The sequence below is a fragment of the Roseibacillus persicicus genome (genome assembly GCF_014651675.1).
Taxonomy (GTDB): Bacteria; Verrucomicrobiota; Verrucomicrobiia; order Verrucomicrobiales; family Akkermansiaceae; genus Roseibacillus; species Roseibacillus persicicus.
The window spans coordinates 52,775-78,599 of sequence record NZ_BMXI01000014.1; the positions used below are offsets into that span (position 1 = coordinate 52,775).

A 25,825-nucleotide genomic window follows, 5' to 3' on the forward strand; every position below is an offset into this window, starting at 1 on the left:
CAAACAACACAATGAGACCCAAAAACTTATTAGCGCTTCTAGCGACCGTTTCTCCTCTGATTGCCGAGGATGTGCCTATCACCGATACCTCTTTGCTTGCCGACAGTTCTTCCTGGCGGGAAAGCGACCTCTTGACCGGGGACTGGGGGGGAGTTCGCACTTCCCAAGAGGAGTCCGGCATGACCTACTTCGCCTACTACAGCGGAATTCTCGCTTCCAATGTCTTGGGGGGAATCGAGAGCGAAGGAAACTTTTCCGGAGACCTCTTCGTGGGTGTGGAGTTCGACCTCGAAACATTGTTCGGGTGGGACGATACCAAGTTTGTTCTCTCCGGCATCGACCGTCACGGCCAGAGTATCGATAAGGGTGTCGGAGGACAATATAGCGTGATGCAAAACGTGGGAGGGCAGACCGCTTTTCTCTACAACGTCACCTTGGAGAAGCTGTTCTTTGACGAAAGTCTTTCCGTCAAACTGGGTCGTATGTCGGCGACCGACGACTTTGTCGGCTCGCCCTACTACGGTTATTCTCTCAACAACGCGGTGAACGGACAGATTCGCGCGGCCTTGTTCGATGGCGTAATGAGCTCTTATCCTTTTGCGGTCTGGGGCGGGCGGGTGAAGCAGCAAGTGAACGAAGAACTCTCTGTAATGGTTGGGGTCTTCAATCAATCACCCGACATCTTTGATCGGGGGGACCAAGGGATTGACTTTGGTCTCGAGGATGAAGACGGGCTCTCCATCTTCACGCAGGTGAACTGGAATCCCACCTTTGCCGGCCGTCCGGCCCACTTCTTCGCGGGGGTCAACCAAGTTGTGAACTTCGATATCGAGCGCTTCAATACAACCGCTACTCGCGATGAGTTTTCGCGTTTCTATGCCCACGCTGACTACCAGGTTTTCGCCGAGACCGCAGGAAGCGACCAAGGTCTCGTGCTCTTCGCGACCCTTGGCTACACCCCCTACGACGATGTCGCGATCATCCCCATCCAGACGACCTTTGGGGCCCACTATAAAGGGCTCTTCGAGGGGCGCGATGAAGACCGCACCCTGTTCTTCGCGACCTACGGTCAGTTCAGCGATGAGTATGCCGCAGAAGAAGCGCTCGCCGGTCGGAGCCGTCCGGAGTCCGAGATCGTGCTTGAACTCGGGCATCGTTTCCAGCTGACCCCCTCCACCTACATTCAACCGGATATTCAGTATATCATCAATCCGGGTGGCACTGGAGAAATCGAAGACGCCCTCGTCCTTGGCTGCCAGTTTGGTGCCTCCTTCTAGGGGTGCCCAGGGAGGCTGATTTTCGAAATAGCGCTTCCTTCATACCCAGCAATGCCGGCTTCCGGGTGAAACGATGGATGGCTCCTGTGAGCATCTCTTCATCTACTCCCTCGCTTCGACTCGGGCCGGCGTTGCTTTCCTTTCCTCTGAGAGAGTGACTTCTTCTCGAATTCCCCATTTCCTTTCCCTCGAACCCCCATGCAAAACCTTGGAAAAAACTCCAGCCTGCGGTTTCTAGTCATCCTACTCATCGTCATCAGCATGTTCGTTCTCGCGGCGTTGATTCCGGTTTAAGGAATTGATTTCCATTTGGTAAAAAGCACTGCAGCCTGATTTTATTTTGATTTTAGAAAGGAATGACGGTGGCGGAGCTTTTGGCGGGCGCGAGATGAACGCATTTTCCCCTCGGTGTCGCTGATGCCGTAGTGCTATGGAAATTTGGGAAGCAATTGTTGTAGGGGTGGTGCAGGGCTTGGCTGAGTTTTTGCCCATCTCATCATCGGGTCATATCGTGCTCACCCAATTTCTCTTGGGAATGCGGCCGTTTCCTGAGGGACAGGACGCAGACGTGGTTTTTGAGGTTATTCTTCATGTAGGGACGTTGTTGAGTGTGTTGGTGTATTTTTGGAAGAAGCTCTGGAGGATGACGCAGTCCTTATGGACCAAGTCGATGGTGGATGAGCGCAAGTGGATTGGATTTTTAGCCTTGGCGACTCTGCCTGCAGTAGTTCTGGTTCTGACCCCATTGGGTGATGTGTTCGAATCCGCCTACGAGAATCCGTTTTTTGTATCAGGCTTACTACTGATTACCGGTGCTTTGCTCTTGGCCCCGAAGGTCATCAAAGCCAAGCAGCGGGAGTTGAGTTGGAAGAGCGCGCTCGTAATGGGTGTGGGACAAGCCTTTGCAATCTTGCCGGGTATTTCCCGCAGCGGCTCGACCATCACTGCGGGTCTTTTGGGCGGTGTGGAGCCGAAGAAGGCGGCTGAGTTCGCTTTTCTGATGTCGATTCCGGCTATTGCTGGTGCTGTCGTCTTCAAGTTGGATGAAGTGAAGGAAAAGTTCAGTGGTGAGGATATGCCTGCCTATTTCTCTGGTGCGGTGGCGGCGTTCCTAGTTGGGCTCTTTGCGGTGTATGTTGTGATGAAGGCGATTCAACGCGGTAAATTCCAGTACTTCGCCTATTACTGTTTCGTGGCAGGGGTCTTGGGGATGATTTGGTTCGGTTTTGTGAATACCGGTTGGAAGGTTTAGTGATGAAAAAGAAGAAAAGTCTCGGTTCCATTATTCTCGGTCTGCTGGCCGCTGCTGTCGTCTGGTTTCTGCAAGAAAAAGGTTTTCTTGAGAAAGACGGGAGCCTTGGCAGTGGTGCCGAGGTGCCGGCTGGCGCGGTCTCCGCAGAAAATTTCACCCGTGTTCAGACGCAGGGGCAGGGGTGGACTTTGCTTCAGAACTGCCGGCTTGTCACCGGGCGGAATGGGGATGGGGATAGCTTTCATGTGAAGCACGAGAAGGGAGAGACCGAGTTCCGGCTCTACTTCGTGGACACTCCCGAGAGCGAATTCAAGCAATACGGGGGAGGGGAGAACAACGGGAAGCGGCTGGCCGAACAAGGAGAGTATTTCGGAGGTCTGGGGCAGGGAGATACCACGACGGTAGGCCGAGCCAGTAAGGAGTTGGTAAAGAAGATTTTATCCAAGAATGACTTCCAGGTCCTGACCAAGTGGGAGAATGTCTACGGTCCTGACAGGAAATATTGTCTGGTGGTGATTCCTTGGGAAGGGCGGGAAATCTACCTGCACGAACTCCTGGTCGCCAAAGGTTTGGCCCGGATACATACCCGAGGTGCCAACCTGCCTCAGGGGCGTGGCTATCAAGACCAAAAGTCTTTTCTCAAGGGATTGGAGCAAGATGCCCGCGAGAAAAAAGTGGGCGCATGGGGTCTTTAGTGGCTAGACACGGACATGCTCGCAAAACGAATCATACCTTGTCTCGACGTGACCAACGGTCGGGTGGTCAAAGGCGTCAACTTCGTCGACCTCATTGATGCCGGAGATCCGGTGGAATCCGCGGTCGCCTACAACGAGCAGGAGGCCGACGAGATTGTCTTTCTCGATATCACCGCCTCTTCCGACGGTCGGGCCACGATGGTCGACGTCGTGGAGCGCACCGCCGAGCGCTGCTTCGTCCCCTTGACGGTGGGTGGGGGAATTCGAGAGGTCGAAGACATGCGCATCATGTTGGGCGCGGGTGCGGACAAAGTGGGGGTCAATACCGCCGCGATTCATCGGCCGCAGGTCATCGATGAAGGAGCCCGCACTTTTGGTAATCAAGCCATCGTAGTCGCCATTGATGCCAAGCGTCAGGGGCCGGGCAAGTGGGGGGTCTATACCCACGGCGGCCGCAATCCGGTGGAAGGCCTGGACGCAATCGAGTGGGCCAAGGAAGTGGCCGACCGGGGCGCGGGGGAGATTCTGCTCACCAGCATGGACGCGGATGGCACCAAGAACGGATACGATATCGAGTTGACCGCCGCAGTCAGTGATGCGGTTGGCATCCCCGTCATCGCCAGTGGGGGAGCGGGGACCCTCGATCATCTGGTAGACGTTCTGAATGAAGGGCGTGCGGATGCTGTCTTGGCGGCCAGTATCTTTCACTTCGGAGAGTTCACCGTAGCACAGGCCAAACAGCGATTGAGAGAGGCTGGGCTCCCTGCGCGGGGCGAGTGATTGGCCTCTCTTGATATTCAGGAAAGCAAGATAATCTTAAAAAGTTATTGTAATTGTGACAAATTTGGCAGAGCATATGCTTGCGACTTGAATGACGAGTGGCTTCACTGCTGCTGTCGACCACCCCTGGGGGGAGTGGAAAGTCAAACTAACCAGACAGACTATGAAAAAAACAATCGCGCTTGGCGCAATCAGTGCAATGGCCTTCACCGGTCTTGCTTATTCGGAAATCGATACTTCGTTCCACGTTGGTTACAACTCAACTTACGTATGGCGTGGTCAAGACCTCGGCGACAGCATGTATGAGTATGGTCTCGACGTGAGCGGCTCTTGCGACTGCGGTTTCGACTGGAATGCCGGTATCTGGTACGCCAACCCTTCCGACGGTGATTTCAACGACGAGTTGGACATCTACGGTAGCATCTCCAAAGACTTTGGTGCAGCTACAGTCTCTCTCGGTTTCATCCACTATGAGTTCGACGAGACTGACGCCGACAACTCCGAGATCTTCCTCGGTTTGGGCACTTCTGTTTCCGGATTCGACCTTGGTGCAACTCTCTACTACGGAGTTGACGGTTCTGCAGGCACCAACCCTCTTTGGGGTGAGCTTACTGCTGGATACGGATACGACTTCAGCGACATGATCTCTGGCTCTCTTGGCCTGACTGTTGGTGCTCTTCTTGACTCCGACACCGCTGGTGACCCTGACTACACTTGGTTCACTATCAAGGCTGGTCTCGACATCGCTGCTTCTGAGGACATCACTGTCTCTCCTTACATCGCCTACAACACCAACGACGACGACGGCTTCCTCGGTAGCGCCCTCGACTTCGACGGTATCTACGGTGGTGTGACCGTTTCCTTCGCTTTCTAAGCGATCGTTACGTTTAACCTTTCGAGCGCGGCTCTGGATATTCCGGAGCCGCGTTTTTTTGTCCCTCGGAATCAGGGGCGGTGAATTCACCTTTGCATCAGTTCTTTCCGCAGGGCGCCGGGTCGGTCGGTGGTGATGGACCGGGTGCCGTAGGCGAGAAAGCGTCTTGCGGCCTTGGAATCGTTGACGGTCCAGACGTGGTGTTCATAGCCTGCTTCCCGTAGTCGCTTCACAAACTTGCGGTTCACGGCACGGTGGGTATTGCTCGAGAGACCATCCGCTCCGGTTTCTTTCAGGAGAGCAAGGGTTCTGTCTCCCGATGGCGACAGGCCCCAACGGCGTCGATTGTGGGAGATAATGAGCATCGTTCGGCAATCGGGCTCCCTCTTTTTCCAAGCGGTTACAAAACTGGCATCGAAGGAGATGACCACGATCTGTTCGGGCTTCAGCTGGCATCGGGCGAGTGCTTTCTGTAATGGGGCTGCCATTTCCGGGCCGTTTTTGACCTCGATGAAGATCTTCTTACCGACCGGTACTGTCGCGAGAACCTCTGCGAGGGTAGGGATGCGGGTGTTCTCGAACTTGCGATGCTTCCAACTCCCGACATCCAGCGTCTTGAGCTCGGCGAGGGTCGACTGGGCGATCTGCAGAGTCTTTCCTGCTACCTTCTTGGTGTCGGAATCATGGATGCAAACAATGTGGCCATCTTTGGTGAGCTGAAAGTCTCCTTCGATCGCGTCCGCTCCCTGCTTCCACGCGAGTTCAAAGGCTGGCAGGGTGTTCTCCGGCGCATCAGCTGAAGCTCCCCGGTGAGCGACGAGAAAAAAGGCGAAAATGAGCTCGACCATGCTTCTTTAGCGAAGCGGAAGGGACTCTCTGGGTATAAAAAAAGAGCGACCGGAGTCGCTCTTTTTGAAAAAGATTATCGGGAAGGATTTCCTCCAGCGGCTGGTTAAAGCTTCTTGAGGTAAAGATTTTTCCAGAGGATATCTCCGGAAGGACCGCTGTGAACCTGCAGGGCAATGAAACCCTTGGCTGTGGCGTGGGCCTCGTCGTTGTCTACAAAGTTCGCGCGCTGTTCTCCATTGAGCCAAGTCTGGAGGTGATTGCCTTCGCATTTGATGACGATGGTATTCCAGCCATCCCAGTCGAAGAGCTTTTCCCCCTGTTTTGTGAACGCTGCCTTTACCTCCGCAGAAGCATCTTTGGCGGGATCCAGCCAACCACGGCGGGCTTCGTCAAAAATTCCTGCGGTCCAAGAGCGCTGCACCTTCTTATCGTTGTCGTGTTCGCACTGGTAACCGGTTACCCGACCGTCGGGGTTTTGCTCGTTTGGTTCCTTGTGGAGACCTCGGAACATGCAGCCGGAATTGCCGTTCTTGTCGTTGAACTTGAACTGAAAGGTGAAGATGAAGTCGCCGAACTCCTCGTCAGTTCGCAGGAACGTATTCCCCTTCACGTTCTTTCCGAACCCACGGATGCAGTCTTTCACAACTTCATATTCCGCAGTGCCGCCGGTTTTGCGCCAACCGGTGAGATCTTTTCCATTGAAGAGAGAAGTGAATCCGGCCTGGGTTAGGGCGCCGCTATCAACTTCCGCCGGGAGACCTGCGGGCAGTGCTGGAGCTTCTTGATGGTGATCGGCGAGGACTGGGGCTGCCAAAAGCAGCGAGAGGACGAGTGTTTTCATTTTTTTGGTAAGAAAAAGCCTTTCTGTTTATCCGAGATAGGCAGGCCGAGCTTTTCCATCACTACGAGCATGTCTTCCCAGATTTTTCGCTTCTCTGCCAATGCATCTTTATCAGCGAGAAGGAGGAAGGAGGGGTGGTGGCTCACGCGCGTGGCGACCCCGTTGACCTGATGCCACTTGGAGCGCAGGTCGTCGAAGCTGTCACTATTCTGCAAAAGAGCGTGAGAAGCAGCCGCCCCGAGAGCAATGATGACCTTGGGCTGAACGATCTCGATCTCGGACAGGACGAAGGGCAGAGAGTGGGCGATTTCCTCTGGCCGGGGAGGACGATTGTTAGAGGTCTGACCCGGAAGGGCGGGCCGGAATTTGCAGATATTGGTGAGGTAGACCCGGTCGCGGGAAAGTCCCATCGCTTTCAGGATCTGCTCCAGCTTTTCCCCTGCGGGACCTGCAAACGGCTCGCGTTTCTGCTCATCATGCTGCCCGGGAACTTCACCGATCAACATCAGGTCGGCTGTGACGGGGCCTCCGGAGAAAACCAAAGTCTTACGAAACGAGCCCAAATCCCGAAACGCGGGCCAGTGCTCGGCAAGGTCTCGCAAGGAGGCCAATTTTTCCTCCGGGGTCTGGCCTTGGGGCACGGGCTTGGCCACGTGCTCGATCTTCGGTTTGGCTGCCCCTCCGAAGGTAGGGCGGGCGATCATGGGCTCGGCCTGGGTCGCTTGCTTGGGTTCGGCACCGCCACCGGAATCTGTTTTCGCTTGGGCGGCCGCAGGCTCTTTGGCCCGAGCTTCCCCGCTAAGATTGATTTCCCCCTTATACATCTTGCGCAAGACCTCCCGCGCTTCGGTCGTGACCGAGAGATGGGTTTCGCCTTTGGCAAGAAGTTGGCGGAGATAGGGCAGAAGCATCTGGCAGTGAGAATCAGGGATCGCGCGGGGTGAGACCAGCCTATTTTCTATCGAAAGGAATCTCCATTATCTGTGGGACTATAGAGAACATGAAAAGCCGACGGCTGAGGGCTTAAAAACTCGAACCTTGACCTTCTATCTGAGTGCTTCATTCTCCGTGATCTAACCTAGGGATTGAGTTGTGGAGAGCGATTTACTGCATACTGAAAAAATTTTAGCGGACCGGAAAACTTTCTTTTTGGACCTGAAGGAGAACGCCCGCGGGCGCGTGGTCAAGATTACTGAAGACGTGGGAGGCAACCGGGACACCATCATGGTTCCCAGCGAAATCCTCGGCGACTTCATCGCTGCTTTGAGCGACATCAAGGCGACCAACGATAGCCAGTAGGCGGGCCTTCAATTCGGCCTGGGGTGTTGTTCGGCCTTATTCCAAGCGTCTTCCTGGTGCAGGAGGCGGCGGAATTGATTGGAGTTCCCTCATTTCGCTGAAAAGCCCTTTCAACAAAACTGGCAGATGGGGCGATTGCTTTGCAGGCGGAGGAGTCTCTAAGCGAGAAGGGGATGCCTGCGGTCGCAGTCCATGGGGTTCTCTTAAAAAAGTGAAAAAAAATCCCCGCATGCTTGACATGGCAGGGCTTTTCTCTATTTTCCGCCTCCCGCCGCGCTGAGAATGCGCTCGTAGCTCAATTGGATAGAGCGCCTGACTACGGATCAGGAGGTTAGGGGTTCGACTCCCTTCGAGCGTGCTCTCAGCGTGGCGGATTTTTTTTATTCGGAGTGTCGGCCGGTTGGAGCCCCGGTAGGTCGACGTTTTTCTGGGGCAATTGCCGGATAGAAGCTAAACCAAGGAACCTAACCTTAACCTACATAAACCAAAAATGAGTGCAGAACTCGCACCTGTCGCCAACGAAGAGTTGGCGGCTCTTATTGATCAGGAGTTTCGCGAATTTCGCGAAGGCTCAATCGTAAACGGAACCATCCTCGACATCCGACCTCAGGTCGTCATCGTCGACATCGGTTACAAGTCGGAGGGCGTTGTCCCCATCCAAGAATTCGAAGATGAAGAAATCGAAGTTGGCGACGAAGTAGAAATTTTACTCGAGAAGCTTGAGGACGACGACGGAATGATCGTCCTTTCCAAGGAAAAAGCAGCTCACAAGCAGAACTGGGACAAGATTGTCGCCGTGTTCGAAGAAGGCGGTCTCGTCCGAGGCAAAGTCAAGGCAGCCGTCAAAGGCGGCCTCATGGTCAACGTGGGGGTGGAAGCCTTCCTTCCCGGTTCCCAGGTCGACATCATTCCTCCCAAGGACCTTTCCGAATACGTGGGCAACATCTACGAATTCAAGATCGTCAAGGTCAACGACGACCGCAAGAACATCGTTCTTTCCCGTCGTGAAGTTATCGAGGCCGAGCGCTCCGAGCGCCGCCAGAAGTTCCTCCAGACCGTCGCTGTTGGCGACAAGGTCACCGGACAGGTCAAGAACCTCACCGACTTCGGTGCGTTCGTCGACCTCGAGGGTATGGACGGGTTGCTTCACATCACCGACATGAGCTGGGGCCGCATCGCGCACCCCTCCGAGCTTCTCCGCATTGGCCAGGAGGTCGATGTCCAGATTCTCGAAGTGGACCGCGAGAAAGAGCGTGTTTCCCTCGGTCTCAAGCAGATGACCGACAACCCCTGGGCCGACATCCAGGCCAAGTTCCCTATCGGAGCCGAGGTTTCCGGAAAAGTTACCAAGCTTCTTCCATACGGAGCCTTCGTCGAAATCGAAAAAGGAGTGGAAGGTCTCGTTCACGTCTCCGAACTCTCTTGGGTCAAGCGCATCACTCGCCCGAGCGATGTCCTCGAACTCGACCAGGAGCTCAAGGCAGTTGTCCTTGGCATCAGCGAAGACGAGCAGAAGATTTCCCTCGGTGTCCGCCAGCTCGAAGAGAACCCATGGGACGAAATCGAGTCTCGCTACCCAATCGGCAAGCAGGTCAAAGGAGAAATCCGCAACCTCACTGCCTACGGCGCCTTCATGGGCCTCGAGGAAGGTATCGATGGCATGATTCACGTCTCCGACCTCTCTTGGACTCGCAAGATCAACCACCCCTCCGAAATCCTCAAGAAGGGCGACGAAGTGGAAGCGGTTGTTCTCAGCATCGACAAAGAGAACCAGCGCGTGTCCATGGGCATGAAGCAGCTCGACAACGACCCATGGTCCGACATCGACAGCAAGTTCAAGGTCGGCGACATAGTCAAAGGAACTGTCGCGAAGATCGCCAGCTTTGGTGCCTTCGTCAGCCTCGACGGCGATATCGACGGACTCATCCACATCTCGCAGCTTAGCGAAGAGCACGTGGAGCGCGTCAAAGACGTCATCAAGGTCGGCGACGAAGTGGAAGCCCGCGTTATCAAGGTCGACAAGATCGAGCGCCGCGTCGGACTTTCCATCAAGGCTGTTGCCTACACCGACGACCAGTTGGAGAAAGAAAGCGCCAGCTTCGAGACCCTTCGCCCAGCCGGCGACCTTGTGGGACTCGAGCAAGCCTTCAACCTCGCCTCCTCCTCGACTCCGGAAACGGAAGAGTGGAGCCCAAGCGACGACAAGTAAGACTGGCTCTTCTAACAAACGATTCTTCAAAAACGCCTCGGGAAACCGGGGCGTTTTTTTGTTGGCGACTGTGCCTCGGACGGGAGGGATTCATTTTCGAGGGAGAAATCCCAGCCAGCCCGCCGAGTCCTTTTTGGGGGCTGTTTCCCTAAAGGACGGGCACGGGACGAATCTTGCTGGTGGGCAAGCTGTCGCGGCTACTGGCTAGTGCAACTTCCGCCTTCCGATCCCGCCCCTGATCGTTACACTGCCGCCGATGGCTGGCTTCGATGCTCCTTTTTTTGAAAAGCTCTGGGCGGCGTGCTACTCGCGCTATCGCCGACCGGTTGAGGGGGTGCTCCTTCCAGAGGATGTGACCAAGGAAAGGGTCGTGGAACTTTGGGATCGCCTGATGAGCCGTTATCCCCAATTGCCGGGCAAGCCCGCGTTCTCCGCCGCTTTGCTCGATGAAGCTTATGAGGGCTCCCGACACCAGGTCCGGGGTGAGCGCACGGAAAACGCGGACCCCCAGCGGCATCACGACCCCGACGACCAGCGCTACGAGGCGAATCTGGATTTGGACAAGCTGCAGCAGCGCAGCGCGGACGACTCCTTCGTGGATCGTGAGTGGAATCTCTTGGCGCCCCTGCTCCGTCCCTTTGGTTTCGCAACCCTTGGTCGCAAAGGGATTCGAGACCACGATGCCGAGGATGTCTTCATCGAGACCTTTGCCGAGTTGCCCCGTCTCAAAGGCTCCGACCAACGGGCTCCGATTGAAACGATCAGTCTTTTCGAGGAGATTATTCCGCTCTTTACCAAGATGCTGCAGTTCCGATCCATTGATTGGCGTCGCAGGCAGTCCGCGCTCAAGAACCAGCCCAATACCCAGCATTCCTATGAAGATCTGACCGAGGAGCAGGAGAATCGGCGTCAATTCGAGGACAAGTCCGCCCGGGTCTTCGGAGATCCTGCCGACCTGACCTTCGACCGTATTTATGAGCTGTGTGAGGAAGAGCTCACGGCCTTGGAGTGGGAGCTGGTCTTCGCCATTCACGTCGGACAGACCCACACTATGGGCGAGCTTTTGGACGAGAAAGAGATTTTGGGCAAACTGGCGCTTAAGCCCACGGATTCAACCTCCAAAAAGCGTCGGGTCCTCAACGAGCATCTTCATGGAGCCCTCCACAAGTTGGCCAAAGTGCTGCAAAATTGAAAATCAGGCACATTGCATCCGGTTTAATAATTAACCCCACAAATGAAGATGATTTCCCCCCAAGACGAGACTCCCGAAGAGCTTCGCGGTATTACCGAGATTCTCGAAAAAAGTCTGCAGCCTCATCCGCAGGAGGAGGTTCCTCCCATGCCCGACGATCTGCGGGAGCGCCTGCGGGGCCAGTATGGTGACCAGCAGGCGGCCAGCGAGGTGAAAGCACCCGGGCTCTGGGCACAGTTGAAAAGCCTCTTTGCGCAGCCTGCTTTTTCCGGAGCTCTTGCTGCCCTCGTGCTGGTGGGAGTTCTCATGTCCCTCCTCCTCAAGCCCGACCCTGCGGGCGAAGCCGAGCAGATGAGAGGCAAAACGACCGGGCCTTCTTCTTTCACTGCTATCATCCTCTTTGATTTGGACGAAAGCCAAACGAAGGCCGTAATGGAGAGTGGCTATTTCGACTCCGCCCATCTTCACCCCGTCACCACCGAGGCAGAGCTCATGGATTGGATCTCTCGCGAAGGACAAAGCATCGTGGTGAACGGAGCAACGGGTGAAATCCGTCACGAAGATGGACGCCAAGTCCCCATGCCAGCCAAAGAGTCCGACATCGCCGATCTTGTCGCCGAGCTTTTGGCAAAATAACCGAGCGGCGGCGATCCTGTCCGGCCGCCTTCCGGTCATCCCAAATCGGCCAGCTAAAAAAAGAGGTCAACCCCTTTGGGGGGATTCCTTCCCTCGTCGGTTTTGGGAAAAGTTCTTTTCGTCGAGCAGCGAGCCTTGTCGATAAACGGAGGCCTTGCTTGCCGTAATATCTTCGCGCTCTTTCAACTCTAAAGAAGCGGTGATTTCTAAGTAGTCACCAAATACATGAATTCATTTTCATAAGATATCGATTTCCTTGAGGAGATGCGGTTTACCGTAAGAAAGTTCACTGAATCAATAGACAGGTTGAGTGGTGGATTTGTAATTTTATGTAAAATGCTCTTCCTCCCGAAATGATGATTTCTTTCACCTAAATTTGCGAAAAGAGCGGGAAAAAAATTCAAAACAAGTGAACTTAATTTTTCGTGGCGTGTCTCAGTCCCTGTAGTTTCAAAGGAATCCAGTAATTCGCTGCTTGGGAATCCAATGTTGATTCGTTTGAGGCTACTTCGCTTAGCATCAATCTATTTTGCCCAATCACAAATGATTTCAATATTGTTACAAATCGAGTGCTGGCCCGGAACGTGCTTTCCGCAGATATCTTCCCTGTAATCTCACTTGTATAAATTCAATTTCTGATCTGTCTTCCCATCCATGAGGTTCACGCATCCAATGCTCCAGAAGATGTTTCCAGTTTTAGCGGCAGGAGTAGGTCTTGGTTTTCCGGCTCATGCGCAAAATTTTCTCCCTGCGCCAGGAGAAGGAGTTCCAGCGGAAGCATCCGAGGCTAGTTCCGAAATCCCAGTTCCGGAAACTGACAGCGCAGAATCCATCGAGGCGGAGAACCTTACTGAAGAGCCTCTGGAGGAAGTTCCCTTGGAGGAGCCAGTAGTCACTCCCGTCGACCCTGTCCCAGTGGTGCAGCAAGCGACTTCACAAGAAAACTCGTCTGCCTCTGTTGCGCAAAGCGGAGAACTTCTCCCCGGTGGCTCCAACGGCGACTTCAGCCGCGAAGGCTGGATCTTCGGAATAGCCGCCAATGTGGGCTATGATAGCAATATCCTGCAGGATGAAGATGACGAGCAGTCCGATTTTCTGCTGAACTTTGCTCCCACCATCAACTTCAGCTCAGCCCCTCCGGGAGGAGCGGAAACGATTTTCGAGTTTAGCTACTCTCCCATTGTTAGGGCCTACCTTGAGAATGAGTCCCAGAATGCCTTCGATCAGCTTGGGGGAGCGTCTTTGAACTATCGGGGACCAATCGCGCAGTTTTCTAATATCTTGTTCTTGAGCCAGATTACTCAGGCCGATCGCTTCGCCGACGGTCGTACGCAGAATCGTCAAATTTCCTATGTGGGGAAAGGAGAATACCAGTTTTCGGAAAAGACCTCCTTGGCGATCGGTTTGGGGTGGGGTTCGTTCGAAAGCGACTCTTTCTCTCTTTCCGACGTTGACACCACGTTCGCATCCTTGACCGCCTATTGGGCCTTCACTCCATTGTTGAGGGTCGGACCTTCGGTCCGATACGCCAAGACCGATTCAACCAACCTTGGAGTCACAGAGTCGACCTCATTTGTTTTGGATATGAGCTATGATGCCACCGGTCTTTTAGACTTGTCGGCATTTGCTGGATTCGAATCAGTAGACTTCTCAGGCATTGGAGGAGGGGAGTCGGGTCCGGCATTTGGGATTGCCGCTGATTACCAGGCTCCAAACCGGCCTTGGTCGTTGCAGGCTGAACTGACCTATCAATCCGTTCAGCAAATCAACAGTCCCACTGACCGTGGGGGTGGGAACGGAGAGGCGCGCGTCGGCGCGAGTGTTTCTGCGAACTACGATCTCTCCGAATACACCAAGCTTAAGCTCTTGGCGCGTTACGGGACCTTTCCTTCGCCTGACTCGGTGGGTCTTCTTATCAATGACTTCGATGTCACTTTGGGGTTGAGCCATAACTTTGGCTCTTGGATTCTCAGTGGGGGCGTTTCCTATGGTTTGGCCTCCTACGAGTCCGTGGGTCCCACCTCGACCACTCGGGAAGACTTAACGACCGGCAGTTTATTCTTGAAGCATAGAACGACCGCCATTAGTGACCAACTCATCTGGGACAATTCGGTTCGACTTTCGACTTCTGCGGGAGATCGGGATTGGAACCGTGTTCAGCTAACTTCCGGTCTAAGTATCGATTTTTAGTCAGATTCAACAACAACAACAACAACATGCACAATCTCACCTTGCGGGTCCTGGCGACCCTCTGTCTCCTGCTGTCTTTGATTCAGTGGGGGCAGGCAGCTGATGTCTATCTTCTAAAGGGAAATGATAAGATTCGGCTGAATGTGTTCGGCGAGCCGGATATGAGTCGTGAGGTTCAGCTTACTGTGACCGGAGAGGCTTCTTTACCTCTGATCGGTTCAGTCAAGTTGGGTGGGTTGAGCCTTTTGGATGCAGAGGCGAAGATTACTGAACTCTACAAAGGCGATTATCTCATTTCCCCTCAGGTTAGTGTTAATTTGATGAATGCTGCTGATGAACAGGTAATGGTCATGGGCGCGGTTCTTAAGCCTGGACCGGTCACAATTCCGGCCAACACTTCTCTTGATTTGGTGAGCGCTATTAATACGGTGGGAGGATTGGCTCCCCACGCGTATCCCGAGCGTATCGAGGTGGTGAGCGGTGACAAATCGCAGTTCTATGATTTTGAGAAAGTCACTCTTGCTGGCACAAATCCGGTCGTTCTTAAGCACGGTGATATTGTGAACGTTGCTACCAATCCTTATGTGAATAAGCATGTCACTATCCTCGGCGAGGTAGAAATGGCAGGTCAGCTGATCTTTCCGCGCACTGGAGAACTCGATATTGAAACAGCTATTGGAATGGCCAAGGGTTTGACCGAGGAGGCCGATCCTGAACGAATCACCCTTAAGCGAGCTGGGAAGATCTATTCGGGCGCTCTGAGTACCCAGGCACGGGCCAAGGTCATGCCTGGAGATATCATCACCGTCCCCAAGAGTCGCTTCGTCGACAAATACATCACGATGTTGGGCGAAGTGGCAAAGCCCGGGCAAGTGGAATTCCCGATTGATGGAAGGCTTGATTTGTTGACCGCGGTTTCTCTTGCGGGTGGCTTCGACCGTCTTGCCAACAAGAAGAAAGTCACCGTATCGCGGCAGACTGCTGGAGGGACCCAGGTCGTCGAATTCGATGTTACGGATATGGAAGAGGGTAAGATTAAACTGCACTACCTCATGCCGGGAGACTCAGTGAATGTGCCGGTTCGTCGTTTCTAATCTCGATGGGACCGCTTCCGCCCTCTTTTCTCACTTCAATTTTTAGATTATGCCAGTAGCTAAAGCCAAAAAGGCTCCGACTCCTCCGCGTTCCGATGACTTTTCGCAAGAAATGATGGAGTCTGGTGAGGGGATTCTCAATCTCAAGGACCTCGTCACCCGCATTCTCGCTCGTTGGCCTTGGATTATCCTCTGCCTACTTTTAGGTGTTTCCACTGCCTTTTTTATCATCTGGCGTTCCGCTCCCGAGTTTAAGTCTACGACCACCATTTTGGTTCGCGACAGCAGCGTGGATGCTTTTGGGAAAAATGATGCTGGGGATTTTGATGTTAAAAATGAAGAGGCCCTCGAAACCATTCGTTCAGGCCTCACCACCTTGGAAATGTGCGAGGCGATCGCGAATGAGCCCCACATCCGCAAGCTTTCCCACCTCATTCCTCTCGGACCCAAGCCGCTTCCTTTTATGGGTGATCCGGACCGTGGCAAGATTAAGTCCAAGGTCCCTCCTGCAGCCGAGTTGGCCCAGATGATTCAGGATTGGGTCTCTGTTGAGGTGCGGCGCAATACGCGCTTGATCGATATTTCGGTTGTTCACGAGGACCCGCTCGTTGCCCGTGAACTGGCCAACGAGTTCGTCGCGCAGTACGACAAACAGCGAATTGAGAAGAAGGCCAGTGTGAGCCAGGAGAATCTTCAGTATCTCATCGGCGAAACCAAGCGGGTGAAGACCGACCTTCAGGAGGCTCAAAATGTTTCCGCCAGTTATTCCTCGCCCCTTGAACTTGAAAAGGCGCTCACGGTATCGGAAGCCAACGCCAAGTCACTTTCTCTCCGCTATGGTCCCCTGCATCCCACGATGCGGGAAGCCAATGATCAGTTGGAGAGTGCCCGCGAACAACTTCGGATGAGCCTGCTGCGGGCGATGGATAATCCTGTCGATGCCGAATACTGGGCTTCCTATCGGAAAGAAGAAGGAGACTTGGAGACGGTGGAGTCCCTCAACCGAATTCGGGATCTCTTCATCGCGCGCCACACCGTGCTAGAGAGCGAAATCGAAAGTCAAAACCTTCTCTACTCGACCATTCTCGCGCAGATGGAAACGCTCGAACTCGGCCCTGATGGCAGTTCGTCCGAGGTGTCCCGTCAGTCTGCCGCTCGCGAGGGCGAACAAATCGCTCCTCGCAAATCCCTCATTCTTGCCGGTGGGGTCATGGGTGGTTTCGCCATCGGCCTCGGTCTCGCCTTCTTGCTTCAGCTCGTCGATAGCAAGTATCATAGCCCGGGCGATCTGGAATCCCAATTTGACTACCCGGTGCTCGCTGCCATTACCGATATCCCTGAGCTGTCGAAAGCAACTCAATCGGTTTCAACTGAGAAGAGCAAGCGGCGCAGCAAGGAGGGAGCCAGTGGGCAGCCGTCGGCTGGCTTGCTCTTCGCCAACGACGCCATCAAGTCCAACTATCTCGAAATGTTTCGGGTTTTGCGCACTTCCGTTGCTCTCTTGGGACCAGCGCATGAACGCAAGGTGACGATGGTAACTTCCGCTACTCCCGGGGAAGGGAAAACCTTTGTGGCTTCGAATTTGGCCTCTGCATTCGCGCAGCAAGGACAGAAGACTCTCCTCATCGACTTCGATTTGCGTAAGCCCTCGGTGCACAAGCTCTTCGGGCATACACGGGATCAGCAGGCTGGATTGGTAGAGCTCCTGGTGGCCAAGGCTCAGCTGGGCGACATTTTTCAAAGTTGTGGGTCGGTTCAGAACCTCACTCTGGCCCTTTCGGGAAGTCCTGCACCCAATCCCGGGGAGCTTCTAGAATCCACTCGCATCAAGGCGCTCTTTGATGAGTTGCGGAAACACTTCGAACAGATTGTGGTGGATACCGCTCCGATTCTCCCTGTTCCCGATTCGCGCTTGATTGCTCCTCTCGTTGACAATTTGCTCCTCGTCGTGCGGGCCGAGCAGACCACTCGGGGGATGGTGAGTAGTGTGCTCTCTGTTCTCGAAAATGCAGACGCAGGACCGGAGGGAATTGTGCTTAATGGCTACAACGAGCGCAAAGCTTTCGGAGGGAAATATTCTTACGGTTATGACCAATATGGGTACGGATCTAGCTACGGCGACGTCTACGGGGATGGCTCATCCTCCAAGACTCCCAAGTAGGTGACAGTGATGTCACTGTCTGCTCCGAAAAACTTTCATTTTGTTCTCGCTCCTATCGGTTCTATCAGCTTACTTCCCGCCCAACGAGATATCAGTTGCTTGCGCGATTAGATATTCTTGAAATCTATCTTAACGGCTTTCCCCGTCACCCCCGAATTGATTGTCCTCGGGTCGTTAACCTTGTGGCAGCGCTTGGCGTCTGTCCTCAGCTTTCTCGCATGAGAACGCAGTTAACATCTTCTTTTTCTGAATGGGGTTCTTGCGTCTAGCGAGTGACCAATGGCGGACGCTTAACTAGATGTTTGCTTCGAAGTTACTATCTGTAATTCTTGTGAATCCGACTCAGTCAAAACGATAAGATGTTTCGGGGTTCGCAAACCTTCGAGGAAGAAATACTTAATCAAAAATTCTTAAAAATGAAAAAAGCACTTATCAGTGGAATTACCGGACAAGACGGGTCTTATCTCGCGGAGCAACTTCTGGAAAAAGGTTATGAGGTGCACGGCATGATTCGCCGGGCCTCTTCCTTCAATACTTCTCGTATCGATCACCTTCATGACGATCCCAATGTAGGCGGGCAGTCCCTCTTTCTTCACTACAGCGACCTGACCGATTCATCGAATTTGAATCGTCTCTTGGAAAAGATTGAGCCTGACGAGATCTACAACTTGGGTGCCCAGAGCCACGTGCAGGTTTCTTTTGAAGTGCCCGAATACACTGTCGATGTCGATGGGGTGGGGACTCTTCGTTTCTTGGATGCCATCAAGGAAGCCGGTTTGAAAGACAAGACCCGCTTCTACCAGGCCTCCACCTCAGAGCTCTACGGTAAGGTGCAGGAAATCCCTCAAACGGAAACGACTCCCTTTTATCCTCGCTCTCCCTACGCCGTCGCCAAGCAATATGCTTACTGGATGGTGGTGAACTACCGCGAGTCCTATGACCTGCACGCTTCCAATGGAATCCTCTTCAATCACGAGTCTCCCCGTCGCGGCGGCACCTTCGTGACCCGCAAGATCACCCAGGCGGTCGCCCGCATCAAGTTGGGCCTGCAGGAGAAACTCACCATGGGCAACATCGATGCCAAGCGGGATTGGGGCTATGCACCGGAATACACCGAAGGCATGTGGCGCATCCTCCAGCAGGATGAGCCCGACGATTATGTCCTTGCCACCAACCGGACCACCACCGTGCGTGACTTCATCACCATGTCCTTCAAAAACATCGGAGTGGAGATTGCCTATCAGGGGGAAGGGGTCAACGAGACAGCCATCGACACCGCTACTGGCAAAGTAGTCATGGAAATCAACCCTCGCTACTTCCGTCCTGCTGAGGTGGAACTCCTTATTGGCGACCCGGCCAAGGCCAAGGAGAAGCTCGGTTGGGAACCCACCACCCACGTCGAGGAACTCTGCCGCATCATGGTCGAAGCCGACCTCGCCGAAATTAGCAAAGGAATCGTTGGAAGTGCTTGAGACAGGGGACAGGGGACAGGTTTCAGGTCGACTCGTTTTGGAGTTGGCAGGGTTTGGGGGAGTGGATTCAGTTGGGAATGGCTGGATTTGAAGAGTTGGATGTTTGGAAGAGGTCGGTTGAATTGAGTGCTGAGGTCTACCGGAGTCTCGCAAATTGTCGGGACTTTGGTTTTAAGGACCAAATCACTCGCTCGGGTCTCTCCATTCCTTCCAATATCGCTGAGGGGTATGAACGACAAACGATTCCCGACCGAATCAAATTCCTCGACTACGCCCGAGGCTCCTCCGGCGAATTCCGCACCCAAGCGTTAGTCGGCGTCAAAGCCGGACTCTTGCCTGCGGAACTTGCCGACTCCTGGATAAACGAAAGCAAACAACTCTCCGCCATGATCCAAGGCCTCATCCGTTCACTCAGAAGCCGCTAAGAACTGCCACCTGCCACCTGCCACCTGCCACCTGCCACCTGCCACCTAAAATCCTTCCCACCTAAAACCCTTCCCACCTCCACCCAATGTCTGACTCCAGCAACCTCACTCCAGCAACCTCCCAAAAATACTACGTCGCCGGCCATCGCGGCATGATCGGTTCCGCTCTCGTCCGTGCCCTCGAAGCGAAAGGCTGCACGAACATCGTGAAACGCACTTCTGCCGAGCTCGACCTGCGAGACCAGGCCGCGACCCATGCTTTCCTCGCGGAGGAAAAGCCGGACGTGGTCATCATCGCAGCCGCTAAAGTAGGCGGGATTCATGCCAACAACACCTATCCGGCCGAGTTCATTCACGAAAACCTCCTGATTCAGGATAATCTCATTCACGGCAGCTACCAGGCTGGGGTGGAGCGCCTGGTCTTTCTCGGTTCCTCCTGCATCTATCCCAAGCTCGCCGAACAGCCTATGCGAGAGGATGCTCTCCTCACTGGCCCGCTTGAGCCCACCAACGAGGCCTACGCCATCGCTAAGATTGCGGGCCTCAAGACCTGTGAATATTACCGCAAACAATACGGCGTCACCTATCACTCGGTGATGCCCACCAACCTTTACGGACCGGGCGATAACTATCATCCCGAGAATTCTCACGTTCTTCCCGCTCTCATTCGACGCTTTCACGAGGCCAAGGAACAAAACCTCACCGAGGTCGTGATGTGGGGGACCGGTTCTCCGCTCCGTGAGTTTCTTCATGCCGATGACTGCGCGGCCGGGATTCTCCATCTCCTCGAACTCGAAGAGCCGCCTGACCTCGTCAACTTGGGGAGCGGAGTCGAAATCACCATCAAAGACCTCGCTCATCTCATTGCCAAAATCGTGGGCTTTGAAGGCGAAATCACCCATGACCTCAGAAAGCCGGATGGAACTCCACGCAAACTGATGGATTCCAGCCTTATTCGTTCTCTCGGCTGGAGCGAAATTCATAGCCTCGAGTCCGGAATACAGCATGCCTATGACTGCTTTCTTCGCGATGGCCTCGTCGAACGCTAAAGGGAGCGCGAGTTTTAACCCGCCCCACCAAACTCGTCTCACTCCCTAGGCCTAAAACCACACCTTCTTCGCGATGAAAATTAAAACTATCTGCTGTCTCGGCGCCGGCTATGTCGGCGGTCCCACCATGGCCATGATTGCCGCCAAATGTCCGAAAATCCAAGTGACCGTCTGTGACTTCATTCAAGCGCGCATTGACGCTTGGAATTCAGACACTCTTCCGGTCTACGAACCTGGCTTGAAGGAAGTCGTCGAATCTGCGCGTGGAGAAAACCTTCATTTCACCACCAAAATCAAACCGGCCATCGCAGCCGCGGACCTCATCTTCGTTTGTGTCGGGACCCCGACCAAATCTTACGGGATTGGGGCCGGCCGGGCGGCTGATTTGCGCTACATCGAATCCGCAGCCCGTCTCATTGCGGAGGTCTCGGACTCGGACAAAATCATTGTCGAAAAGTCCACCATCCCGGTAAAGACCGCTTCGGCCATTCAGACTATTCTGAGCGCGAACAATACTTCTGAAGCCACCTTCCAAGTTCTCTCCAACCCCGAATTCCTTGCCGAAGGCACCGCTGTCTCCGATATGGAAAATCCGGACCGGATTCTCATCGGGGGCGAACAAACTCCGGAGGGGCAGGCCGCACTGGAATCCTTGGTCGAGGTCTACGCCAATTGGGTCCCGCGCGATCGCATCATCACTACCAACCTTTGGTCCTCGGAGCTCTCCAAGCTCGTGGCTAACGCCTTCTTGGCGCAGCGAATCTCTTCCATCAATTCCATTTCAGCCCTTTGCGAGGCCACTGGAGCCGATGTCGATGAGGTCTCACGCGCCATTGGATATGATTCCCGCATTGGACCGAAGTTTCTCAAAGCCTCGGTGGGCTTCGGCGGCTCTTGCTTTCAGAAAGATATCCTGAACCTCGTCTATCTCTGCGAATCCTTTGGCCTACCTGAAGCGGCTGACTATTGGCGTTCAGTGGTCACCATGAACGACTGGCAGAAGTCTCGGTTCGTCGAGAAAATCGTACGTACCCTCTTCAATACCGTCTCTGGCAAGCGCATTGCCATCTTGGGCTTTGCCTTCAAGAAGGACACCAACGACACCCGCGAATCAGCTGCCATTAATGTCTGCCGCGACCTCATCGCCGAGAACGCGCAGGTAATCATCTATGATCCGCGGGTGCCGCTTGAAACCATCCATCGCGACCTCCTTGAGGTCGGTGTTTCCCAAAACGCCATCAACCAGAACGTGAAAGTGGTGGCTGACCCTTATCAAGCGGCGGCGGGCGCGCATGCGCTTGCGACTCTCACGGAGTGGGATGAATTTCGCGAACTCGACCTCCCTCGCGTATATGATCTAATGTTGAAACCGGCCTTTTTTTTCGATGGTCGAGCGATCCTTCCCCTCGAAGCCCTCAAGAAACAAGGGTTCGAAGCCTTCGCCATTGGAAAAGGACGGTAAGAGGGGGGAAATCAGTATGTTTATTAATTCTTCAAAGGCAATGTTCCATTAATAAATGTGCCTAGAGCTTAGTCTCTACAAGAGAGCCTCAAGAAAACCCTAGAAAGTATTCCCCAATCAACAATCTTAGGGCTTGATGGCTTTCGTGGCTTGGCTCCAAGTGGGAAACGCAACTGTAGGCCTTGATAAAAACTCTGGTTAAATCGCCAAACCCGACCAGCAATGTTTCAATTCAAGCACTTAACCCGTCAAGACCGATACACGATTGAAGTCATGCTGCTCAAGCTGAAGTCGCTTGCACTCTAGGGTTTAGTAATTCTGCGACCATTCATGGAATGCATTATGATGGCATGTCGCACTCTTCATTTTGCAACAGGCGCCCTCAGCGCAACACCTGCTCCGTTCGTCAACCCTCGCCAAAATACAAATCTCCAACTCTCTGTAAGCTTGATGTAAAGAATCTCAACAAGCATTGGAGTCCTGGAGAATTCGACGGTTTCTAGCTAAAACCCACGAGCTTTAACTATACACTTCAATATCTTCCAAATCAACGAAACTTGTCTAAGTTCACAATTCGAAAACTTCCGTGGTCTAAAGCATCTTCCAATCAAGATGAAAAACGCTCTATTACGCCACCCCAGACGATATCTTCTTCAAGCAAGCCAACGTTAACTTTCCACGTTGAATTCGCCAACTGGATAAAGATGTTCTAACCTCGTCATGTCTCTAGAAAGCCAAACAAGAAAATAAGACTAACGGAAAAATGCGGGAAAAACTAAAAAAAATATTTATTTTAATATGTAAACGACACATTTATTCGGTGGTGAATCGTGTTCCGGGTCCGATAATGTCTTTTATTGTTCGGATTTCATATGGTAATCCGTGGAGTGAGTATCCGCCAATAGCGGATAAGATTCTATTTATACACATACCTAAAAATGCTGGAAGTTCCGTCACAAAATCAATTTATGGAAAACATCAAAACCATAGACCTCTATTCATGTTTGAAGCATGGGATAAGAAGAAATTACAAAATACAAAAGTTATCGCAATCTACCGTGATCCTTACGAAAGATTCTGTTCGACAGTTCGACATTTCATCTACTCTGAGAGAGCAAGTGTTACAGACCTCGAAATGGGTAAGATAATTGAAGAACAATTTATAGATATAAATTGTTTTGTAGAGTCATTTGTCAACAGTAAAGACACGAGAAACCAATTCGTCGCGCACCCCTTATTCCTACCTCAAAAAATCTGGGTAAGTTCACTAGGTGGAACGAAAATAGACGTAGCACTATTTTCAATCGATGAGCTAGACAAGCTTGAACAAATCCTGAATCTTGAGTCAGATTCAGGAATTCAAGATCGAAGGATTAAGAAAACGAATGTTACATTGAATGGCGATGAGAGATGGGATCGTGCTCTGCTCACTAAACGATCTGAGAGCCTAATAAAAAAGTATTATTCTCAGGATTTTAAAATGATTGAAGAAATAAATGCTGAAGGAAATTAGAGGGAAGATTCGCTCTACTACTCTTCAGCGAGTAGGTAAGACTTTCCTGGCCGTTTTAACTGGTAGAGCGCTAATAGCGGTTCGACAAATTGCAGTTGTTCCGATTTTTCTCAGTGCATGGGGTGTCGATTATTATGGGCATTGGCTCATACTTACGGCGATACCGTCTTTTCTCTCGATTTCCAATTTGGGGTTAGGGACTTCGGCGTCTAACGCGATTGCATTGAGTGGGAGTGTAAATGCAAACTCTAATGACAATGGTAGACTCCTATCTTCTTGTTGGATTTACACATCAATAGTTGCTACGCTAGTAGTAACCGCAATTATATTAATTGGGGATCAATTTAATTCGAAGGGGCAGATTGAGCACCCAGAATACTTGCTTTCACTACTAATAACTGCCCAGTTTATCAAGATGCTTGTCCAGCCGCTACAAGGTTGGTGGGTTGCACAAGGGCGCCCATCTAAATCAATTAATCTGATAAACACTCTTATATTCGGGGAGTTATTGCTTAGCTGCTGTATTCCCTTGGTTGGAGGACACGGGTTTGATCTAGCACTATTTTTGTTACTATGGACGCTCATTTGGTTTGTCTGGGTCATCGTGGCTACCAAGATGAAAGGGTGTAAAATTATTCTTACGTCCCGCCCACGGTCGCGAACTATCAAATCACTAGGCGTGATTGGAGCTGGCCATCAATTGGGACCATTGTGGCAAGCAATATATTTTCAGGGAACAATTATAGTAGCTGGATCGTTGTTTGGAGCAACCGGTGCCGCAATCTGGGGCTCGGTTAGAGTTTTAGCGAGATTCGGAAATCAGTTGGTAGAAGTGATATCTCAAACCATTCGGCCTGAATTTCAGCGAAATTATTCCAAAGGTTCCTTGTATAAAAATAAGGCTCTTTATATAAGAGGAACATGGGCATCTTTGGCTGTTTCAATGGTATTTGGTGTCTTCCTTATAACTTTTGGACCAAGGATTTTTAATGTTTGGACGATGGGTAAATTTGATGTGTCCATAACAATGTGGATTCTTCTAGCGTCGTCGCTTTTATTTTATGCTCGCTGGTGGATTGCTGCGGAATATCTACGTTCCTTGAATAGACCTTGGGGGTTGAATCTAATTGCTATTCTTGTATCTGTATTGGCTATTCTCGTTGCTTACTTTTGCAATCATCTTAATCTGGGGATTTACTCTCTTGCATACTCTTTTTTGTTCTTCGATGTTAGTATGTCAATGTTAGTCCCCAAATTAGCGAGTGAAAAAATGTGTGCAGGAAAATAAAATGAGAAAGTATTTAGTATCTCACCCAACTGGTAATCAAAATGTAAGGGGAGTCTTAGCTGGTTTGCACGACAGTGAGGCGTTGTTAGAGTTCCACACAGGTTTTGCCTGGTTCAATGATAGGAATAGTACGAATCTAAGCCGAAGATTGCTCTCGGTACTAGCTCCTCGAACTTACGAGAATTCGTATAAGGAGCTAACGAAGATATATCCCAAAGTAGAGGCAATACGGGTTCTCAAGCAAAAAATTGGGGGCTATATTGGCAGCATTCAGTATGGTTCTGTTGAGGATTCGTATGATTATATCGACAAGAAAGTCGCCAAAAGATTGTTGAAATGTGGTCCCGAAATCACGGACGTGTTTTTGTCTCCAAACGGAGGTAGTGTCTTAGAGACGATGAAAGCAGCTAAGAAAAGAGGTAAGAGAGTAACGTATGAGTTAGTGTTAGGATACTGGAGAGAAGCTGAGCAAGTGCTTGGTAACCTTGCTCTTGAATATCCCGAATGGGCTCCTACTATCCCAATGGTGTCAACTAGTGAATCTGGTAAAAGAAGGCTAGATGAAGAACTATCTCTTGCGGATAGAGTGATCGTGGCAAGTGAATATACTTTAAAAACGTTGAATAGTTTCCCGGGTTCTATAAAAGAATTAAAGATGATTCCTTATGGATATCCTGAAGTAAGAAAAGACAATGTCAAGATTTCAACCGGCAATGCAAAGCAGTTAAACGTACTTTATACTGGGGCTCTTTCGCAAAGGAAAGGAATTAAAGAGGTTTTTGAATGCGCGACTCGACTAAGTGACAAAATTAACTTGACTGTGATTGGTGCAAAGATTGGTAATAATAGTAGAGTACTTGACCAACACCTAAAGAATGTGCATTGGCACCCGTCTTTACCCCATTCCGAAGTGCTAGAAGAAATGAGAAAGGCTGACATTCTTTTGTTTCCTTCCCACTTTGAGGGCTTCGGATTAGTTATAACCGAAGCAATGTCAACAGGAACACCCGTTATTACGACGAAAAGAACCGCTGGCGCGTCAATAATTCGGGATGGAATTGATGGTTGGATAACCGAACCGGGTGACGTTGGCCATATGGTGGACATACTAGAGGATTTACTCGGAAATCCAAAGAAACTTGCGAGGGTGAGCTCGGCGGCTCTATTAGCTGCCGAGGGAAGGCCGTGGAGTCAGTATGGCTCTGAAATCGCAAAATACTTACTTGAGTAATTAAAGGTCTCTTGGAACTAAGCGCGATTTGATATT

General features: G+C 52.1%; 22 protein-coding genes and 1 tRNA gene. 20 read left to right on the forward strand and 3 right to left on the reverse strand.

Features of this window, described 5'->3' with window-relative positions; translation table 11 throughout:
• The first annotated feature begins 11 nt into the window (after positions 1-11).
• The 5 genes from IE099_RS15485 (at position 12) to IE099_RS15505 (ending at position 4,878) form a co-directional block, all read left to right on the forward strand.
• The gene (locus tag IE099_RS15485; RefSeq protein WP_189571744.1) at positions 12-1,277 is read left to right on the forward strand and encodes a carbohydrate porin; all 1,266 of its coding nucleotides are present in this window, start codon (positions 12-14) and stop codon (positions 1,275-1,277) included.
• Positions 1,278-1,707: 430 nt separating this feature from the next.
• Complete coding sequence (locus tag IE099_RS15490; protein ID WP_189571747.1) at positions 1,708-2,529, forward strand: undecaprenyl-diphosphate phosphatase; 822 nt, start codon at positions 1,708-1,710, stop codon at positions 2,527-2,529.
• A 2-nt stretch (positions 2,530-2,531) separates the two neighbouring features.
• Complete coding sequence (locus IE099_RS15495; RefSeq protein WP_189571750.1) at positions 2,532-3,224, forward strand: thermonuclease family protein; 693 nt, start codon at positions 2,532-2,534, stop codon at positions 3,222-3,224.
• Positions 3,225-3,239: 15 nt separating this feature from the next.
• Entirely contained in the window at positions 3,240-4,004 is a 765-nt protein-coding gene (gene hisF, locus IE099_RS15500) for an imidazole glycerol phosphate synthase subunit HisF (RefSeq protein ID WP_189571753.1), read from the forward strand.
• Between the two features lie 163 nt (positions 4,005-4,167).
• Positions 4,168-4,878, forward strand: a complete 711-nt coding sequence (locus tag IE099_RS15505) for a hypothetical protein (protein ID WP_189571756.1) — start codon at positions 4,168-4,170, stop codon at positions 4,876-4,878.
• Positions 4,879-4,964: 86 nt separating this feature from the next.
• Here IE099_RS15505 and IE099_RS15510 read toward each other — a convergent pair whose 3' ends face one another.
• The 3 genes from IE099_RS15510 to IE099_RS15520 all read right to left on the reverse strand — a co-directional run bounded on the left by IE099_RS15510 (position 4,965) and on the right by IE099_RS15520 (position 7,479).
• Positions 4,965-5,726, reverse strand: coding sequence for a glycerophosphodiester phosphodiesterase (locus tag IE099_RS15510; protein ID WP_189571759.1), 762 nt, complete (start codon positions 5,724-5,726; stop codon positions 4,965-4,967).
• A gap of 104 nt (positions 5,727-5,830) precedes the next feature.
• The gene (locus tag IE099_RS15515) at positions 5,831-6,568 is read right to left on the reverse strand and encodes a 3-keto-disaccharide hydrolase (RefSeq protein ID WP_189571761.1); all 738 of its coding nucleotides are present in this window, start codon (positions 6,566-6,568) and stop codon (positions 5,831-5,833) included.
• Entirely contained in the window at positions 6,565-7,479 is a 915-nt protein-coding gene (locus IE099_RS15520) for a uracil-DNA glycosylase (RefSeq protein WP_189571764.1), read from the reverse strand. The genes IE099_RS15515 and IE099_RS15520 overlap by 4 nt, the downstream gene beginning before the upstream one ends.
• Before the next feature lie 181 nt (positions 7,480-7,660).
• Here IE099_RS15520 and IE099_RS15525 point away from each other — a divergent pair, with 181 nt between their 5' ends.
• The 15 genes from IE099_RS15525 (at position 7,661) to IE099_RS15595 (ending at position 25,789) form a co-directional block, all read left to right on the forward strand.
• Positions 7,661-7,867: an RNA-binding protein gene (locus IE099_RS15525; protein WP_189571768.1), complete on the forward strand. Its 207-nt coding sequence runs from the start codon at positions 7,661-7,663 to the stop codon at positions 7,865-7,867.
• 284 nt (positions 7,868-8,151) lie between these two features.
• Positions 8,152-8,225, forward strand: a tRNA-Arg gene (locus IE099_RS15530).
• A 132-nt stretch (positions 8,226-8,357) separates the two neighbouring features.
• The gene (locus IE099_RS15535) at positions 8,358-10,076 is read left to right on the forward strand and encodes a 30S ribosomal protein S1 (RefSeq protein WP_189571771.1); all 1,719 of its coding nucleotides are present in this window, start codon (positions 8,358-8,360) and stop codon (positions 10,074-10,076) included.
• 256 nt (positions 10,077-10,332) lie between these two features.
• Positions 10,333-11,268 (forward strand): hypothetical protein, encoded by a 936-nt coding sequence (locus IE099_RS15540; protein ID WP_189571774.1) that lies wholly within the window; start codon positions 10,333-10,335, stop codon positions 11,266-11,268.
• A 42-nt stretch (positions 11,269-11,310) separates the two neighbouring features.
• Positions 11,311-11,904, forward strand: coding sequence for a hypothetical protein (locus IE099_RS15545; protein ID WP_189571777.1), 594 nt, complete (start codon positions 11,311-11,313; stop codon positions 11,902-11,904).
• 684 nt (positions 11,905-12,588) lie between these two features.
• Positions 12,589-14,094: a porin family protein gene (locus tag IE099_RS15550; protein WP_189571780.1), complete on the forward strand. Its 1,506-nt coding sequence runs from the start codon at positions 12,589-12,591 to the stop codon at positions 14,092-14,094.
• Between the two features lie 26 nt (positions 14,095-14,120).
• Complete coding sequence (locus IE099_RS15555; RefSeq protein ID WP_189571783.1) at positions 14,121-15,188, forward strand: polysaccharide biosynthesis/export family protein; 1,068 nt, start codon at positions 14,121-14,123, stop codon at positions 15,186-15,188.
• A 49-nt stretch (positions 15,189-15,237) separates the two neighbouring features.
• Positions 15,238-17,349, forward strand: a complete 2,112-nt coding sequence (locus IE099_RS15560; RefSeq protein ID WP_189571785.1) for a polysaccharide biosynthesis tyrosine autokinase — start codon at positions 15,238-15,240, stop codon at positions 17,347-17,349.
• Between the two features lie 416 nt (positions 17,350-17,765).
• Entirely contained in the window at positions 17,766-18,821 is a 1,056-nt protein-coding gene (gmd, locus tag IE099_RS15565; protein ID WP_189571787.1) for a GDP-mannose 4,6-dehydratase, read from the forward strand.
• 77 nt (positions 18,822-18,898) lie between these two features.
• Complete coding sequence (locus IE099_RS15570) at positions 18,899-19,246, forward strand: four helix bundle protein (protein WP_189571790.1); 348 nt, start codon at positions 18,899-18,901, stop codon at positions 19,244-19,246.
• Between the two features lie 86 nt (positions 19,247-19,332).
• Complete coding sequence (locus tag IE099_RS15575; RefSeq protein WP_189571793.1) at positions 19,333-20,295, forward strand: GDP-L-fucose synthase family protein; 963 nt, start codon at positions 19,333-19,335, stop codon at positions 20,293-20,295.
• A gap of 73 nt (positions 20,296-20,368) precedes the next feature.
• Complete coding sequence (locus IE099_RS15580) at positions 20,369-21,757, forward strand: UDP-glucose 6-dehydrogenase (RefSeq protein WP_189571796.1); 1,389 nt, start codon at positions 20,369-20,371, stop codon at positions 21,755-21,757.
• A gap of 1,000 nt (positions 21,758-22,757) precedes the next feature.
• Positions 22,758-23,270 carry a hypothetical protein gene (locus tag IE099_RS15585; protein ID WP_189571799.1) on the forward strand — a complete coding sequence of 171 codons (513 nt, stop codon included), beginning with the start codon at positions 22,758-22,760 and terminating at the stop codon, positions 23,268-23,270.
• Complete coding sequence (locus tag IE099_RS15590; RefSeq protein WP_189571803.1) at positions 23,254-24,558, forward strand: lipopolysaccharide biosynthesis protein; 1,305 nt, start codon at positions 23,254-23,256, stop codon at positions 24,556-24,558. Before IE099_RS15585 ends, IE099_RS15590 begins: the two co-directional genes overlap by 17 nt.
• 1 nt (position 24,559) lies before the next feature.
• Positions 24,560-25,789 (forward strand): glycosyltransferase family 4 protein, encoded by a 1,230-nt coding sequence (locus IE099_RS15595; RefSeq protein WP_189571806.1) that lies wholly within the window; start codon positions 24,560-24,562, stop codon positions 25,787-25,789.
• Positions 25,790-25,825: the final 36 nt, after the last annotated feature.